The sequence below is a fragment of the Pseudomonas sp. Irchel s3h9 genome (assembly GCF_900187475.1).
Lineage (GTDB): Bacteria > Pseudomonadota > Gammaproteobacteria > Pseudomonadales > Pseudomonadaceae > Aquipseudomonas > Aquipseudomonas neuropathica.
In genome coordinates this window covers 319,297-335,272 of sequence record NZ_FYDH01000005.1, presented here as the reverse complement: position 1 = coordinate 335,272, position 15,976 = coordinate 319,297, and the positions used below count along the sequence as shown (strand labels likewise).

Annotated in this window: 18 protein-coding genes; all 18 read left to right on the top strand. The window is 58.9% G+C overall.

Annotated elements, in window-relative coordinates:
- Positions 1-115: 115 nt before the first annotated feature.
- The 18 genes from fabD to CKW26_RS11020 all read left to right on the top strand — a co-directional run bounded on the left by fabD (position 116) and on the right by CKW26_RS11020 (position 15,966).
- Positions 116-1,054, top strand: coding sequence for an ACP S-malonyltransferase (gene fabD / locus CKW26_RS11105; RefSeq protein ID WP_095048612.1), 939 nt, complete (start codon positions 116-118; stop codon positions 1,052-1,054).
- A 16-nt stretch (positions 1,055-1,070) separates the two neighbouring features.
- On the top strand, positions 1,071-1,814 hold the full coding sequence (fabG, locus tag CKW26_RS11100; protein ID WP_034155354.1) for a 3-oxoacyl-ACP reductase FabG: 744 nt from the start codon (positions 1,071-1,073) through the stop codon (positions 1,812-1,814).
- Positions 1,815-2,010: 196 nt separating this feature from the next.
- On the top strand, positions 2,011-2,247 hold the full coding sequence (gene acpP / locus CKW26_RS11095) for an acyl carrier protein (RefSeq protein ID WP_003175607.1): 237 nt from the start codon (positions 2,011-2,013) through the stop codon (positions 2,245-2,247).
- Between the two features lie 108 nt (positions 2,248-2,355).
- On the top strand, positions 2,356-3,600 hold the full coding sequence (gene fabF, locus CKW26_RS11090; RefSeq protein WP_093435430.1) for a beta-ketoacyl-ACP synthase II: 1,245 nt from the start codon (positions 2,356-2,358) through the stop codon (positions 3,598-3,600).
- Positions 3,600-4,415 carry an aminodeoxychorismate lyase gene (gene pabC / locus CKW26_RS11085; protein WP_095048611.1) on the top strand — a complete coding sequence of 272 codons (816 nt, stop codon included), beginning with the start codon at positions 3,600-3,602 and terminating at the stop codon, positions 4,413-4,415. The genes fabF and pabC overlap by 1 nt, the downstream gene beginning before the upstream one ends.
- A 3-nt stretch (positions 4,416-4,418) precedes the next feature.
- Entirely contained in the window at positions 4,419-5,594 is a 1,176-nt protein-coding gene (mltG, locus tag CKW26_RS11080) for an endolytic transglycosylase MltG (RefSeq protein WP_095048610.1), read from the top strand.
- 19 nt (positions 5,595-5,613) lie between these two features.
- Positions 5,614-6,246, top strand: a complete 633-nt coding sequence (tmk, locus tag CKW26_RS11075; protein WP_095048609.1) for a dTMP kinase — start codon at positions 5,614-5,616, stop codon at positions 6,244-6,246.
- Positions 6,239-7,222: a DNA polymerase III subunit delta' gene (locus CKW26_RS11070; protein ID WP_095048608.1), complete on the top strand. Its 984-nt coding sequence runs from the start codon at positions 6,239-6,241 to the stop codon at positions 7,220-7,222. The genes tmk and CKW26_RS11070 overlap by 8 nt, the downstream gene beginning before the upstream one ends.
- 42 nt (positions 7,223-7,264) lie before the next feature.
- Positions 7,265-7,621, top strand: a complete 357-nt coding sequence (locus CKW26_RS11065; RefSeq protein ID WP_093435417.1) for a PilZ domain-containing protein — start codon at positions 7,265-7,267, stop codon at positions 7,619-7,621.
- A gap of 14 nt (positions 7,622-7,635) precedes the next feature.
- Positions 7,636-8,427, top strand: coding sequence for a TatD family hydrolase (locus CKW26_RS11060; RefSeq protein WP_095048607.1), 792 nt, complete (start codon positions 7,636-7,638; stop codon positions 8,425-8,427).
- Positions 8,428-8,778: 351 nt separating this feature from the next.
- On the top strand, positions 8,779-9,417 hold the full coding sequence (locus CKW26_RS11055) for a TetR/AcrR family transcriptional regulator (protein WP_007908276.1): 639 nt from the start codon (positions 8,779-8,781) through the stop codon (positions 9,415-9,417).
- Positions 9,418-9,554: 137 nt separating this feature from the next.
- Positions 9,555-10,523 carry a GTP 3',8-cyclase MoaA gene (locus tag CKW26_RS11050; RefSeq protein ID WP_095048606.1) on the top strand — a complete coding sequence of 323 codons (969 nt, stop codon included), beginning with the start codon at positions 9,555-9,557 and terminating at the stop codon, positions 10,521-10,523.
- 170 nt (positions 10,524-10,693) lie between these two features.
- Positions 10,694-11,299, top strand: a complete 606-nt coding sequence (locus CKW26_RS11045; RefSeq protein ID WP_007908280.1) for a DUF4823 domain-containing protein — start codon at positions 10,694-10,696, stop codon at positions 11,297-11,299.
- Positions 11,300-11,314: 15 nt separating this feature from the next.
- Positions 11,315-11,875 (top strand): DUF1285 domain-containing protein, encoded by a 561-nt coding sequence (locus tag CKW26_RS11040; RefSeq protein WP_053122580.1) that lies wholly within the window; start codon positions 11,315-11,317, stop codon positions 11,873-11,875.
- A gap of 136 nt (positions 11,876-12,011) precedes the next feature.
- Positions 12,012-12,728: a FadR/GntR family transcriptional regulator gene (locus tag CKW26_RS11035; protein ID WP_095048605.1), complete on the top strand. Its 717-nt coding sequence runs from the start codon at positions 12,012-12,014 to the stop codon at positions 12,726-12,728.
- Between the two features lie 132 nt (positions 12,729-12,860).
- Entirely contained in the window at positions 12,861-13,736 is an 876-nt protein-coding gene (locus CKW26_RS11030; RefSeq protein WP_095048604.1) for an SMP-30/gluconolactonase/LRE family protein, read from the top strand.
- Positions 13,737-14,006: 270 nt separating this feature from the next.
- Complete coding sequence (locus tag CKW26_RS11025) at positions 14,007-14,825, top strand: SDR family oxidoreductase (RefSeq protein WP_095048603.1); 819 nt, start codon at positions 14,007-14,009, stop codon at positions 14,823-14,825.
- A gap of 136 nt (positions 14,826-14,961) precedes the next feature.
- On the top strand, positions 14,962-15,966 hold the full coding sequence (locus CKW26_RS11020; RefSeq protein ID WP_095048602.1) for a substrate-binding domain-containing protein: 1,005 nt from the start codon (positions 14,962-14,964) through the stop codon (positions 15,964-15,966).
- Positions 15,967-15,976 lie beyond the last annotated feature (10 nt).

Here is a 15,976-nt window from a genome sequence, read left to right as displayed (position 1 = left end):
CGTCGGACAATGCTTAAATGTGACCGCCCGGTTCAAAGGGCCATCCAACTGTCAGTTTCTTGCGTCCCCAGTGGGGCGCCATTTTCCGACGACAAGATCATTAGGGGCTTGTTACATGTCTGCTTCCCTCGCATTCGTCTTTCCAGGACAAGGTTCGCAGTCCCTCGGCATGCTGGCCGAGCTGGGCGCGGAATATCCGTTGATCCTCGAAACTTTCAAAGAAGCCTCTGAGGCTCTGGGCTATGACCTGTGGGCGCTGACCCAGCAGGGCCCGGAAGAGCTGCTCAATCAAACCGATAAAACCCAACCGGCCATTCTGACCGCTTCGATCGCTCTGTGGCGTTTGTGGCTGGCGGAAGGTGGTGCGCGTCCGGCCTTTGTTGCCGGTCACAGCCTGGGTGAATACAGCGCGCTGGTTGCTGCCGGCAGCCTGACACTGGCTGATGCGGTGAAGCTCGTCGAGCGTCGCGGTCAGTTGATGCAGGAAGCTGTTCCGGCCGGGCAGGGCGGCATGGCTGCCATCCTCGGCCTGGAAGATGCCGATGTGCTGGCTGCCTGCGCCGAAGCGGCGCAAGGTGAAGTGGTCAGCGCGGTCAATTTCAACTCGCCGGGCCAAGTGGTCATTGCCGGTGCCAAGGCTGCCGTCGAGCGCGCGATCGAAGGCTGCAAGGCGCGTGGCGCCAAGCGTGCCATGCCGCTGCCGGTGAGCGTGCCGTCGCACTGCGAGCTGATGCGTCCGGCCGCTGAGCGCTTCGCCGAATCCATTGCTGCCATCGACTGGCAGGTGCCGCAGATCCCGGTGGTACAGAACGTCAGCGCACAAGTGCCGGCCGATCTGGAAACCCTCAAGCGTGATCTGCTCGAACAATTGTACAAGCCAGTGCGCTGGGTCGAGTCGGTACAGACTCTCGCTGCCAAGGGCGCGACCAATCTGGTCGAATGCGGCCCGGGCAAAGTCCTGGCCGGTCTGAACAAACGTTGCGCCGAAGGCGTGGCGACTTCCAACCTCAATACCCCAGACGCTTTCGCTGCCGCTCGCGCAGCGCAAGCCTGAATCAGGAGAAACTTGCATGAGTCTGCAAGGTAAAGTTGCACTGGTCACCGGTGCAAGCCGCGGCATCGGCCAGGCTATCGCACTGGAGCTGGGTCGTCAGGGCGCCATCGTCATTGGCACCGCGACTTCCGCTTCGGGCGCCGAGCGTATCGCTGCGACCCTGAAGGAAAACGGTATTCAGGGCGCCGGCTTCGAACTCAATGTCACCAGCGATGAATCGGTCAGTGCAGTGCTGGCGGGTATTCAGGAACAGTTCGGTGCGCCGGTGGCAATCCTGGTCAATAATGCCGGCATCACCCGCGATAACCTGATGATGCGCATGAAAGACGACGAGTGGTACGACGTAATCGATACCAACCTGAACAGTCTGTATCGCCTGTCCAAGGGCGTTCTGCGCGGTATGACCAAGGCGCGCTGGGGTCGAATTATCAGTATTGGCTCGGTGGTGGGTGCCATGGGCAACGCAGGCCAAGTAAACTATGCAGCCGCCAAGGCCGGTCTGGAAGGTTTCAGCCGTGCAATGGCGCGTGAAGTCGGTTCGCGCTCGATTACGGTCAACTCGGTAACCCCAGGGTTTATCGACACCGATATGACGCGCGAACTGCCTGAAGCACAGCGTGAAGCCTTGCAGACGCAGATTCCGCTGGGTCGTCTGGGGCAAGCTCAAGAGATCGCGTCTGTGGTCGCTTTTCTTGCATCCGACGGTGCGGCATACGTCACTGGGGCTACAATCCCGGTGAACGGTGGGATGTACATGTAAGTAAAATGTGACGGATTGCTTCAAAAAAATGTCATACGAGCTGTCTAAAATCCGTTATAAAGCTGCAATCTATTTATAGGCAGAGGGCTGCAGGGTTTGAGGAGTGAAGCTTTCAGTTGAAAAACTGAAAAGTCTTTCTATACACTTACCCACTGGCCAGCTGCCTGAATTTGTCCATTAGGAGTGAAAACAAGGTATGAGCACCATCGAAGAGCGCGTCAAGAAAATCGTTGCCGAGCAACTGGGTGTTAAAGAAGAAGAAGTGGTCAACACTGCTTCCTTCGTAGAAGACCTGGGTGCCGACTCCCTTGACACCGTTGAGCTGGTGATGGCTCTGGAAGAGGAATTCGAGACCGAAATCCCTGACGAAGAAGCTGAGAAGATCACTACTGTACAAGCTGCAATCGACTACGTTACTAGCCACCAGGCGTAATAGTTTGTAATCGTTGTTTGCTGTCATGGAAAAACCGCACTGCCATCATGGCGTGCGGTTTTTTCTTTAGGCCTGATGCAAAATCGTCATTTGAAAAAGGAGAGTGCTGTGTCGCGTAGACGCGTCGTAGTCACCGGTATGGGTATGTTGTCGCCACTGGGCACGGATGTGCCGAGCAGTTGGCAGGGCATTCTGGCTGGCCGCAGTGGCATTGGTCTGATCGAACACACCGACCTTTCTGCCTATTCCACCCGCTTTGGCGGCTCGGTAAAGGGCTTCAATGTCGAGGAATACCTGTCGGTCAAGGAAGCGCGCAAGCTCGACCTGTTCATTCAGTACGGTCTCGCTGCCGGCTTTCAGGCTGTACGCAACGCTGGTCTGGAAGTCACCGACGCCAACCGTGAACGCATTGGCGTGGCCATGGGTTCGGGGATCGGCGGTCTGACCAACATCGAAGAAACCAGCCGTACCCTGCATGAGACGGGCCCGCGTCGAATCTCGCCATTCTTCGTACCTGGCTCGATCATCAATATGATTTCCGGTTTCCTGTCCATCCACCTGGGGGCACAGGGACCTAACTACGCCATCGCCACTGCATGTACCACCGGTACGCACTGCATCGGCATGGCGGCACGCAACATCATGTACGACGAAGCCGACGTGATGATTGCCGGCGGTGCCGAAATGGCCGCATGCGGTCTGGGCATGGGTGGCTTCGGCGCGTCCCGTGCGCTGTCGACCCGCAATGACGAACCGACCCGCGCCAGCCGTCCATGGGATAAGGGCCGTGATGGTTTCGTCCTGTCCGACGGTGCCGGTGCACTGGTTCTCGAAGAGCTGGAACACGCCAAGGCGCGCGGTGCGACCATCTATGCTGAACTCATCGGCTTTGGCACCAGTGGCGACGCGTTCCACATGACCTCGCCACCTGCCGACGGCGCCGGTGCAGCACGCTGCATCACCAACGCGCTGCGCGATGCGAAGATCAACGCCGATCAAGTGCAATACATCAACGCTCACGGTACTTCGACTTCGGCCGGCGACCTCGCCGAAGCCAATGCGATCAAGACCGTGTTCGGTGATCACGCCTACAAACTGGCAGTGAGCTCGACCAAATCGATGACCGGTCACCTGTTAGGTGCGGCGGGCGCGGTTGAAGCGATCTTCAGCGTTCTTGCGATCAACAGCCAAGTGGCACCGCCGACCATCAACCTCGATGAGCCGGATGAAGGCTGCGATCTCGATTTCGTGCCGCACACTGCGCGCAACATGGACATCGATGTCGTGCTGTCCAACTCCTTCGGTTTTGGCGGCACCAACGGCACCTTGGCGTTCCGTCGGTTCGCAGGCTGATGGACAGCTGGGTCGACGGTCAACCGGCTGACGCTCTGTCGCTGAAAGATCGCGGCCTGGCTTACGGCGACGGTCTGTTCGAGACCATCGCCGTGCGTGATGGACAGCCGATCCTGCTGGATCGGCACCTGACGCGTCTGGCCGATGGCTGTTCGCGTCTGGCCATCGCCGCCGATATCGAACGGGTTCGCCACGAGCTGCTGAGTTATGCGGCAGCGATGGGCGAGGGTGTACTCAAGCTGATCCTCACCCGTGGCGACGGTCTGCGCGGTTATGCACCTGATCCGGCGGCGCCTGGCCGACGTATTCTGCAAGGCAATCCTCCGGCAGCTTATCCCGCTGTGCATACTGAACAAGGCATTCGCCTGTTTCCGTGCAACACGCGACTCTCCAGACAGCCTTTACTGGCTGGACTCAAACACCTCAATCGACTGGAACAAGTCATCGCCCGTGCCGAATGGCAGGACAGCGAGCACGCCGAAGGCTTGATGCTTGATCAAGCCGGTCGAGTGATCGAAGGGGTGTTCAGTAATGTGTTTCTGGTGCGCGACGGTGTATTGATCACGCCGGATCTGAAACGCTGCGGCGTTGCCGGTGTGATGCGCGCCGAAATATTGTTTCAGGCCGAGTCACTGGCCATTCCCACGCAGATCGCCGACATCAGCCTCGAACAGCTGCAATGGGCCGATGAAGTGTTTGTCTGCAACAGCGTGTATGGCGTCTGGCCGGTACGCGCCTACGCTGCACTGAGCTGGCCGGTTGGCCCGCTCACCCGTAAACTGCAAACCATTGCCCGCGCCCTACTGGATGCCTGATTTGTGAGACGTAAACTTTTGCTGCTGCTGGAAACCGGACTGGTTCTGGCAGGGCTGTTGATGGGCGCCAGCGCCTGGAAGATTCACTCCGCACTGGAACAGCCTCTGAACATCACGCAGGAAGAACTGCTGGATGTGCCGAAAGGCTCCACTCCGACCCGTACGTTCCTTTCCCTCGAAACCGATGGCGTCATCAAGGACGCATTCTGGTTGCGAGTCTATTGGCGCTTCAATCTCGCCGGTACACCGATCCATAGCGGCGAATACCGTATGCAGCCGGGCATGACCGTCAACGGTCTGATCGACTTGTGGAAGCGCGGTGAAGTGGTCCAGTACAGCCTGACGCTGGTCGAGGGCTGGAATTTCCATCAAGTGCGCGCGGCGTTGGCCAAAGACGATAAGGTCGAGCAGACCCTCAACGGTTTGAGCGACAGCGACGTCATGGCGAAGATTGGTCATAAAGGGTTGTTCCCGGAGGGCCGTTTCTTCCCGGACACTTACCGCTTTGTGCGCGGCATGTCCGATGCCGAACTGCTGAAGAAAGCCTTTGATCGCCTCGATGAAGTGCTGGCGAAAGAGTGGGAAAGTCGTTCTGCCGATGTGCCGTACAGCGAACCCTATCAAGCGCTGATCATGGCGTCGCTGGTCGAGAAGGAAACCGGTGTGCCGCAGGAACGGGGGCAGATTGCCGGCGTCTTCGTACGTCGAATGGCGCTGGGCATGCAGCTGCAAACCGACCCGACCGTCATCTATGGTCTGGGCGATCGCTACACCGGCAAGCTGACTCGGGCGCATTTGAAAGAGCCGACGCCTTACAACACCTACGTAATTCCCGGCCTGCCGCCGACACCGATTGCGATGGTCGGGCGCGAAGCAATTCATGCGGCGCTGAACCCGGTGGATGGCACCAGCCTGTACTTCGTTGCGCGTGGCGATGGCAGCCATGTGTTCTCCGATGATCTGGATGCGCACAATAATGCGGTGCGTGAGTACCAGCTCAAACGCCGTGCCGATTACCGTTCCAGCCCTGCGCCGGCGACAACGCCTGAAACCGCTCCCGCTCCTGAAGAGGCGATTCCCGCTGCCTCTCCGGATACAGCGCCGGAATCGTTGCCACAAATTGCGCCTCAGGAATCTGCGCCGGCTCCAGAAGCTGCCGCCCCACAAAACACGCAATGACTTTGATTAAGGACTGCCTGTGACTGGCTTGTTTATTACCCTGGAAGGCCCGGAAGGCGCCGGCAAAAGCACTAACCGCGAATACCTTGCCGAGCGCCTGCGCGCCGCCGGTATCGAAGTGGTGCTGACCCGCGAGCCGGGTGGCACGCCATTGGCCGAGCGGATTCGCGACGTGCTGCTGGCGCCGGCCGACGAGGTCATGAACCCGGACGCCGAGTTGTTGCTGGTATTCGCCGCGCGCGCTCAGCACCTGGCTGAAGTGATTCGACCGGCGCTGGCCCGGGGGGCGGTAGTGCTTTGTGATCGTTTCACCGATTCGACTTACGCCTATCAGGGCGGCGGTCGCGGTTTGTCGCTGGAGCGCATCGCCACACTGGAAACTTTCGTGCAGGGCGACCTGCGTCCGGATCTGACGCTGATTTTCGATCTGCCGGTAGAAATCGGCCTGGCCCGCGCCAGTGCCCGTGGCCGTCTGGATCGTTTCGAACTGGAAGGCCGGGCGTTTTTCGAGGCTGTACGCAATGCGTTTCTGAAGCGCGCCGAAGCCGATCCCGCGCGCTATGTGCGCATCGATGCCGGTCAGCCACTGGCCAAGGTTCAACAATCGCTGGATACCCTGATTCCGAATTTGCTGGAGCTGGCCCGTGGCTGAGGCCTATCCATGGCAGGACAGCCTCTGGCAGCAACTGGCCGGGCGTAAGCAGCACGCCCACGCCTATCTGCTGCATGGCCCAGCCGGCATCGGCAAACGTGCGCTGGCCGAACGCTTGATGGCCAGCCTGTTGTGCCAGCGGCCGACTCCGGAAGCTTGCGGCGAGTGCAAATCCTGCCTGCTGCTCAAGGCCGGCAGTCACCCCGATAATTACATTCTCGAACCGGAAGAAGCCGATAAGGCGATCAAGGTCGATCAGGTCCGCGATCTGGTCAGCTTCGTGGTGCAGACCGCGCAACTGGGCGGGCGCAAAGTGGTGCTGATCGAGCCGGTCGAGTCGATGAACATCAATGCCGCCAACGCCTTGCTCAAGAGCCTTGAAGAGCCTTCCGGCGATACCGTTCTGCTGTTGGTCAGCCACCAGACCAGCCGCTTGCTGCCAACGATCAAGAGCCGTTGCGTGCAGCAGGCCTGTCCGCTGCCGGGCGAGGCGATGAGCCTGCAATGGCTGGCTCAGGCGCTGCCGGACTGCTCCGAAGACGAACGTGTCGAACTGCTGACGCTGGCCGCTGGCTCGCCGTTGATGGCCGTCAGTCTGCAATCCCAGGGCGTGCGTGAACAACGCGCGCAAGTGGTCGAGGGCGTGAAGAAGTTGCTCAAGCAACAGCAATCGCCGACGCAACTGGCTGAGGAGTGGAAAAGCATTCCGATGCTGCGTCTGTTTGACTGGTTCTGCGATTGGTCGAGCCTGATCCTGCGTTATCAACTGACTCAGGATGAAGCCGGCCTCGGCCTGACCGACATGCGCAAAGTCGTGCAGTACCTGGCGCAGAAAAGTGCGCAAGGCAAAGTCCTCGAGATTCAGGACTGGATTCTCGCTCAGCGGCAGAAGGTCATGAGCAAAGCCAACCTCAATCCGGCCTTGCTGCTGGAAGCGTTGTTGGTGCAATGGGCGGGATTGCCTGGTCAAAGATAAGAATGTGTACCTAGACTCTGAACATCAGCAGTGGAGGTCAACATGAATGAATCCGTCAGCCCCGGGCCGCGCAACGGCATTTTGTCCCTGAACATCAAGGACAAGTCGGTGCTCTACGCCGCTTATATGCCGTTTATCAAGAACGGTGGCTTGTTCATCCCGACCAACAAGAGTTACCGGTTGGGCGATGAGGTGTTCATGCTGCTCAACCTGATGGACGAGGCCGAGAAGATCCCGGTGGCCGGCAAGGTCGCGTGGATCACCCCCAAAGGGGCGCAAGGCAATCGTGCTGCCGGTGTCGGCGTACAGTTCAACGATGGCGACAACACGGCGCGCAGTCGCATCGAAACCCATCTGGCCGGAGCGCTTAAATCCGACCGTCCCACTCATACGATGTAAGTAGCCGTCTTTTTATGCTTGTAGATTCCCATTGTCACCTTGATCGCCTCGACCTCGCCGCCCATGACGGCTCGCTGGATGCTGCACTGGATGCGGCCCGTGAGCGCGGAGTAGGGCACTTCTTGTGCATCGGCGTGAGTGCCGATAACGCCGCCGACGTCAAAGCCCTGGCTGAGCGTTATGACGATGTCGATTGTTCGGTCGGCGTGCATCCGCTCGATGTACAACCCGGTGCGGCGCCAGCGCTGGACTGGCTGTTGCACGAACTCAATCACCCGAAAGTCGTGGCGATCGGTGAGACCGGCCTCGATTATCACTATGAGCCGGAAGCTGCCGAACTGCAGCAGGAGTCATTTCGTCTGCACCTGCAAGCGGCGCAGCAGACCGGCAAACCGGTGATCATCCACACCCGTGGCGCGCGTGCCGATACCCTTGAATTGCTGCGCGAAGCGGCGTTGCCTCAGGCCGGTGTGCTGCATTGCTTCACCGAAGACTGGGACATGGCCAAGGCTGCACTGGACATGGGTTATTACATTTCCCTGTCGGGTATTGTCACGTTCCGCAATGCTGATGCGTTGCGCGACGTCGCGAGCAAGGTCCCGGCGGATCGCTTGCTGGTGGAAACCGATTCACCGTATCTGGCGCCGATCCCTTATCGCGGCAAGCCGAACCTGCCGCAGTACGTGCGCGAAGTGGCGGAATTCCTGGCGATGTTGCGCGGAGAGAACTACGAACATTTTGCTGAGCAGACCACCGAAAACTTCAAGCGTCTGTTCCCGCTAGCCAGTGTTAAATCTGCCCTGTAGGCCTTAGCCAAATCGCAGGCAAAAAAAACCCGGGTTCTGGGGGGTGAATCCGGGTTAAGACCATTAGGAGTAAAACAAAGGCACGCGGTCCCTTGGTACCTTTATCGGCGCGACACTTGGGGGAGATGTCGCCCGACAGTTCAAGTATTGATCAGTCTGGCGTGCAGTCCAGTTAGCCGGTCGGGGTTTTTAAACAAATTTGGAATACGTTCGCTTCAGTTGAGTTCTCATTGCGCCCAAAACGTTCTCAAAATGAACATGAAACACAGATATGGTCGGATGATCCGTGCATTTTTGCGCAAGTTAGGCATAATACGCGGCTTCGAATTTTGACCCTTCAGACCTTTTCTTATGCACAAAGAACCTCGTAAGGTCCGTGAGTTTCGTCGCCGCGAGCAAGAAATTCTCGATACCGCGCTCAAGCTGTTCCTCGACCAAGGTGAAGACAGTGTCACCGTCGAGATGATTGCTGATGCCGTGGGTATCGGCAAAGGCACGATCTACAAGCACTTCAAATCCAAGGCCGAGATCTATCTGCGCCTCATGCTTGATTACGAGCGCGATTTGAACGAGCTGCTGCATTCGGCCGATGTCGACAAGGACAAGGAAGCGCTGTCCCGCGCCTACTTCGAATTCCGCATGCGCGACCCGCAGCGTTATCGCCTGTTCGACCGTCTCGAAGAGAAGGTCGTCAAAGGCAATCAGGTGCCGGAAATGGTCGAGGAGTTGCACAAGATCCGTGCCTCGAACTTCGAACGCCTGACCTTGCTGATCAAGGGCCGTATCAGCGAAGGCAAGCTCGAAGACGTGCCGCCATACTTCCACTACTGCGCCTCCTGGGCGCTGGTGCACGGCGCTGTTGCGCTGTATCACTCGCCGTTCTGGAGCAATGTGCTGGAAGATCAGGAAGGTTTCTTCCAGTTCCTGATGGACATTGGCGTGCGCATGGGCAACAAACGCAAGCGTGACCCGGAAACGCCAAGCAGCTGAGCCATTCAGCCGCCTTATTGCGCCATGATTTCGCTACATGACGCAGTAACGCAGGAATATACTCAGGCATAGGGCTTGCTAAAACTTGATTTGTGAGTCAAGTTTTAGCGGCTCGATTTTCTATCGCCGGAGTGATCATGATCGTTGACCGTCAAGGCAGGCGTTTTCGCAATTTGCGGATCAGTCTGACTTCAGCCTGCAATTACGCGTGTACCTACTGCGTGCCGAACGGCAAGCGGTTGGTGGCTGCGCAGGATGAACTGTCGGCCGAAGCCATGGCGCGTGGCGTGGCGTATCTGATCGAAGCCGCCGGCATCGAGCGGCTGCGAATTACCGGTGGCGAGCCGCTGGTCAGTCCCAAACTCGAATCGTTCATGACCGCTGTCGGCAAGATGGGCCTGGAAGACATCAGCCTGACCACCAACGGTCAACTCCTCGCAAAAAAACTGCCACTGCTGGTGGATGCCGGTCTGCGCCGGATCAACGTGTCCCTCGATACCCTCGACGCCGGTGCTTTCCGCAGCATCGCCCGTGGCGGCGATCTGGCCACGGTGCTCGACGGCATGGATCAAGCGGCAGCGGCGGGGATGAAGATCAAGGTCAACATGGTGCCATTGCGCGGGCAGAACCTCGACCAGGTGATGCCGCTGCTGGATTACTGCCTGGAGCGCGGATACGAACTGCGCTTCATCGAGCTGATGCGCATGGGCCATCTGGCCAAGGACTCCAATGCGTTCCTGCAACAGTTCGTCAGCCTGCAGCAATTGCTGCAACTGATTGGCGAACGTTACGAGTACGCGCAAACCGACGCGCCAGTTGACGCTACGGCGGTGCGCTATGCGATTCCTGGCCTGGGCAACTTTGGCGTGATCGCCAACGAAAGCGTGCCGTTCTGCCGGACGTGCTCGCGCTTGCGCCTGTCGTCGACTGGTTGGCTGCATGGCTGCCTGTCGTCGAGCAACCGTCACTATGTCGGCGATTTGCTCGACAAGCCGCGTCATCAGGCCTTGCCAGCGCTGCAGCGTCTGTTGGTCAAGGCGTTGGGCGACAAGCAGGAGGTGGCGTTCTCAGGTGGCGCGACAGTGATGAAAATTATCGGCGGCTGATCAACCGCTTTCGCGAGCAGGCTCGCTCCCACCTTGGAATGTATTCCCCCTGTGGGAGCGAGCCTGCTCGCGAATACGATCTAACAATCAACGAAGAACCAGAGCTGGCGCAAAAGCTGCATCCAACGGCCATTCGCCGGTTTTCCGTCACCGGCCTCTGGAGGAATAGGATGCGTAGCCTGGTTTTGCTGCTGGCCGTTTTGGCGCTTGGCGGCTGTATGACTGTCAGCGATATGGCCGAAGGCACTCGCTACCAGATGAGCGACGCGGGCTTGCTGGATCACAGCGACAGCCGTCGCGTGAACAATTTCCGCATTCAGCCGGACTCGTTCATCTACATCGCCCAAGGCGCGTTCGCACCGCCGGGCGGTTCCTACCCGCGCCCGAACGTGGTGGCCGAAGAAGCCTTCAAAGGCTTCGTCGAGTACTTCCCGATGGTCCGCCGTGCTCGCGCGCCGGAAGGCCTCGATCAGGCGATGGGTGAAGCTCGTGATGCCGGTGCGCACTATCTGCTGTACACGCGTTTCGCCAAGGCTGACGACCGCATCGGCAACTCCGATGAGTGGCTCGATGAAGAAGCGGTGGATCGCCTCGGCATCGACGGCGGCGTGATTCAGATCATGTTGATCGAGACCAGCACCCAGTATTTGATTGATACTGCACGGATCAAGAGTCGTGGCGGTTTACTGACGTTCCACGACAGCAAGCCCGAAGACCTGATCGGCCCGCCGCTGGCACAGTACGCGCGCAGCCTGTTGGGAGTCGGCGACCAATAATTCAAGGAGAACGCCATGAGTGGCCCGCAAAAAGCCAATGACCTGTTGGGACAGATCCCGAAAACCAAAGGCTTGCCGCCGGTGCACTTGTGGAATCCGGACTTCTGCGGCGACATCGATATGCGCATCGCCCGCGACGGCACCTGGTATTACCTGGGCACGCCGATCGGGCGCAAGCCGATGGTCAAATTGTTCTCCACGATCATGCGCCGCGACGGCGATGATTACTTCCTGATTACCCCGGTCGAGAAGGTCGGGATCAAGGTCGACGACGCGCCGTTTGTGGCGATTGCGGTCGAGGTTGAAGGCGAAGGGGAGGCGCAGCTGTTGCGCTTTACCACCAACGTTGATGAAACCGCTGAGGCCGGGCCGGAGCATCCGATCCGCGTCGAGATTGATCCCACGACCCAAGAGCCGGCGCCTTACGTGCATGTGCGTACCAATCTTGAAGCGCTGATTCATCGCAATGTGTTCTATCAACTGGTGGAACTGGCGGTCAGTCGCGAAATCGATGGCCAGCGCTGGCTCGGTGTGTGGAGCGGCGGAGAGTTCTTCCGCATCGGCCTCGAACCTTAAAAGATTGCAGCCTTCGGCAGCTCCTACATGGCTTACACCTGTAGGAGCTGCCGAAGGCTGCGATCTTTTTTGTCGTTGACAGCTAATCGTATGATGATTAGCTTGATCACCCATCGCGACCCGCTTTGAGGTGTTCATGTCCAGCAGCTTTCACGCATCCACGGTCGACTGGCTGGGCAGCTGGATCGCCGCTGGCCAGGTCAAGCCGGGGCAGACCATCAAGGTCGAGGCCGATCTGGGTGAACAGCTCGGCGTCAGTCGCACGGTTATTCGCGAAGCAATCAAAACCCTCGTCGCCAAAGGCATGCTCGAAGTCGGGCCGAAAGTCGGCACCCGCGTGCTGCCGGTGCGGCGCTGGAACCTGTTCGATCCGCAAGTGGTCGGTTGGCTGTCGCGCAACGGCCTGCCGGAAAATTTTGTCGATGACTTGCTTGACCTGCGCCGCACCATCGAACCGATGGCCGTGCGCTGGGCATGTGAGCGGGCGACGCTGGACCAGATCGAAGCGGTGCAACTGGCTTACAACGCCCTCGAGCGCGCGGTCGACAGCGGCACCGATTACAACCGCGCCGACCAGTTCTTCCACGAATGCATCCTCGCGGCCAGCCACAATCAATTCATTGAACAAATGGTTCCGGCGCTCGGTGCGTTGCTGGCGGTATCGTTCGAAGTGTCTGCTGCCGATCCGGATGAACTGCGCCGCACCTTGCCGATCCACAAGGACATGGCCGACGCCATCGCCGCCCGGGATTCCGCGCGGGGCGTGTGGGCGTGCATGACCCTGATCGACAACGCCGACCTGGCGATCAAACGCTTCTACCCGAAAGTCATGGCCGACAAAAAAGCCGGCTAACACCCAGATCCCCTGTAGGAGTGAGCCTGCTCGCGATAGCGGTATATCAGCCGCATTGAAGTCAACTGACACTACGCCATCGCGAGCAGGCTCACTCCTACAGAAAATCACAAGAACAATGGAGACCGTTATATGCCGTGGACCGCCCTGACCCAACACCGCGCCCGACTCGGTGAAGGCCCGTTCTGGGACGCGCCGACCCAGGCGTTGTACTGGGTCGACATTGCCGGCAAACAGGCCCTGCGTCTGATCGGCCAGAACGTGCAGATCTGGCAGATGCCCGAACACGTTTCCGCCTTCATCCCCTGCGCCAGCGGCGATGCACTGGTGACCCTGAGCAGCGGCGTCTATCGCCTCGACCTAGATTCCCCGGGCCTCGAACCACGCCTGACGCTGTTCTGCGTCGCCGACCCGCAACCGGGCAATCGCCCCAACGAAGCGCGTTGCGATGCTCAGGGGCGACTGTGGCTCGGCACCATGCAAAACAACATCGGCGAGCAGGGCGAAGATCTGCCGATCACCCAGCGCTCCGGTGGCCTGTTCCGCATAGATCCGGATAAACGTGTTACGCCATTGCTGCGCGGCCTGGGCATTCCCAACACGCTGCTGTGGAGCGACGACGGCACCACAGTCCTGTTCGGTGACAGTCTCGATGACACGCTGTATCGCTATTTTATTCATGCCGACGGCAACCTTGATGTGGCCACTCCTTGGTACGGCCCTGATCAGAACGGTGGCCCGGACGGTTCAGCAATGGATGCCGAAGGCTATGTATGGAATGCCCGCTGGGACGGTAGCTGCCTGCTGCGCCTGACGCCTGACGGCAAGGTCGACCGCAGGATCGATCTGCCTGTCAGCCGCCCGACCAGTTGTGTATTCGGCGGTGAAGACCTGAAAACCCTGTTCATCACCAGCGCCCAGAGCCCGAGCAACCATCCATTGGATGGCGCAGTGCTGTCGATGCGCATGGATGTCGCAGGAAAACTCTGTACGCGGTTTGCTGGTTAAATCCCAAAATATGGGATGCAAAATTATATATTGAGATTATTCGGCAGTCGGGTTTATAGTCGGCTCCAGCAGTAACACGCACTCACACTTAAAAAAACAAAACAGGTGAAGTGATGCAGCGAATGTCTATCGCACTCCCGTGCGGAGTCCGCGTCTCGCAACGGCCCCAAGCTGTCGCCTGCGCTTGCCTGTTTCGTTCCAACCGCCTTCCAGACCGGACATCGGCAGATGCCCGGTTTTTTTGTGCTTGCGAAACAGGAGTCCTGATCCATGGCTGAACCTCTTTCCCTGCCGCCGGTGCCTGCGCCGCCGAGGGGCGAGCGTCTGAAAAACAAGGTCGTGCTGCTGACCGGCGCCGCCCAAGGCATCGGCGAAGCCATTGTTGCGGCGTTCGCCTCGCAGCAAGCGAAACTGGTGATCAGTGATATTCAGGCGGAAAAAGTCGAAACGGTTGCCGTGCACTGGCGTGAGCAAGGTTACGACGTGCAAGCGCTGAAGGCGGATGTCTCGCATCAGCCCGACCTGCATGCCATGGCCAAACGCGCCGTTGAGCTGCACGGGCGCATCGATGTGCTGGTCAACTGCGCCGGGGTCAACGTGTTCTGTGATCCGCTGGTCATGACCGAAGAAGATTGGCGTCGCTGCTTCGCTATTGATTTGGACGGCGCCTGGTTCGGCTGCAAAGCGGTGCTGCCACAGATGATCGAGCAGGGCGTCGGCAGCATCATCAACATTGCTTCGACCCATTCCAGCCACATCATTCCCGGCTGCTTTCCGTACCCGGTGGCCAAACACGGTTTGCTCGGCCTGACCCGCGCGCTCGGCATTGAGTACGCCGCTAAGGGCATCCGCGTCAACGCCATCGCCCCGGGCTATATCGAGACGCAGTTGAACGTCGACTACTGGAACGGATTCGCCGACCCGCACGCCGAGCGTCAGCGCGCCTTCGATCTGCACCCGCCGAAGCGCATCGGTCAGCCGCTCGAAGTGGCGATGACCGCGGTATTTCTGGCCAGCGATGAGGCGCCGTTCATCAATGCTGCATGCATCACCATCGATGGTGGGCGCTCGGTGATGTACCACGACTGAGCACAGTGGCTTTCACGCGGATAAATCCGTGTGAAATCCAATCATCATACGATATGACTATTGTCAGAAGATTTTGCAGGAACACGCTTTAACGCTTTTCAAACATTGCTCAAAAAAAATAACAAGGAGTCAGCTTATGAAACGTCGTTTCGGGATTCGTACCCTGTGCAGTACCGCCCTGGCGGTCACCGCGTTCAGCCTGAGCAGTGCCCTGCTCGCTGCCGACACCGTGAAAATCGGTTTTCTGGTCAAGCAGGCGGAAGAACCGTGGTTCCAGACCGAGTGGGCCTTCGCCGAGAAAGCCGCCAAGGACAAGGGCTTTGAACTGATCAAGATTGCCGTGCCGGACGGTGAGAAAACCCTCTCGGCGATCGACAGTCTTGCTGCCAACGGTGCCAAGGGCTTTGTGATTTGCCCGCCGGACGTCTCGCTCGGCCTGGCAATCATGGCCAAAGCCAAACTCAACGACCTGAAAGTGATTGCCGTCGATGACCGTTTCGTCGACGCCAACGGCAAGTTCATGGAAGACGTGCCGTACCTCGGCATGGCCGCGTTTGAAGTTGGCCAGAAACAGGGCAACGCCATGGTCGCCGAAGCGAAGAAACGTAACTGGGACTGGAAAGACACTTACGCGGTGGTCAACACCTACAACGAGCTCGATACCGGCAAGAAGCGCACCGACGGTTCGGTGAAGTCCCTTGAAGACGCCGGTATGCCGAAAGACCACATTCTGTTCGCTGCGCTGAAAACCCTCGACGTACCGGGCAGCATGGACGCCACTAACTCGGCGCTGGTGAAGCTGCCAAGCGCGGCGAAAAACCTGATCATCGGCGGCATGAACGACAACACCGTGCTCGGCGGCGTGCGCGCCACCGAAGCCGCCGGGTTTGCTGCGGCCAACGTGATCGGCATCGGCATCAACGGCACCGACGCCATCGGCGAACTGAAAAAGCCTAATAGCGGTTTCTTCGGCTCGATGCTGCCAAGCCCGCACATCGAAGGCTACAAAACCGCAGAGATGATGTACGAGTGGGTCACCACCGGCAAAGAACCGCCGAAGTACACCGCGATGGACGACGTCACCCTGATCACCCGCGAGAACTTCAAGCAAGAGCTGGAAAAAATCGGCCTGTGGAACTGATGCCGCGACG